Raw genomic sequence first — 371 nt, forward strand, 5'->3', positions numbered from 1 at the left:
CCGGCGCAGTCGGAGGTGGATGCCTGGGTGCAGGGCGGCCCGGCCGTGCAGCAACCCATTGTGGTGCCCGATTGCAAGATGTCACGCAAGGCTCGCCGCGAGGCGGAGCGCGCCTTCGCGGCCCGCGCGGCTGCCGAACTGGAGGCTCGCCAGGCCCGTCGTGCCCAGGAGGCCGCCGCGGCCCAGCGCTCTTTCGGGTCGACCCCGGCCCGCGCGGCAGCAGCTTCTGCGCACCCCGCCGCAGCCGGCCGTCCTGCTGCGGGCGTTCCCGCCCAGGCCCAGGGCTTCGCGCCGGTGCAGCCGGCTTACGGTGCGCCTTCCGGCGCTGGCCTTTTGAGTTTGGGAAAGTGGCGCAGCGGGAAGACCGCTAG

1 protein-coding gene is annotated in these 371 nt (G+C 74.4%); it reads left to right on the plus strand.

Annotation, left to right across the window (positions count from 1 at the left end; translation table 11 throughout):
• Positions 1–371 (plus strand): hypothetical protein (locus tag NE591_RS13270; protein ID WP_256156866.1); only part of this gene is annotated, 371 nt, incomplete at both ends.

The sequence above is a fragment of the Adlercreutzia sp. DFI.6.23 genome (genome assembly GCF_024462535.1).
In the GTDB taxonomy this organism is placed as follows: Bacteria; Actinomycetota; Coriobacteriia; order Coriobacteriales; family Eggerthellaceae; genus Adlercreutzia; species Adlercreutzia rubneri.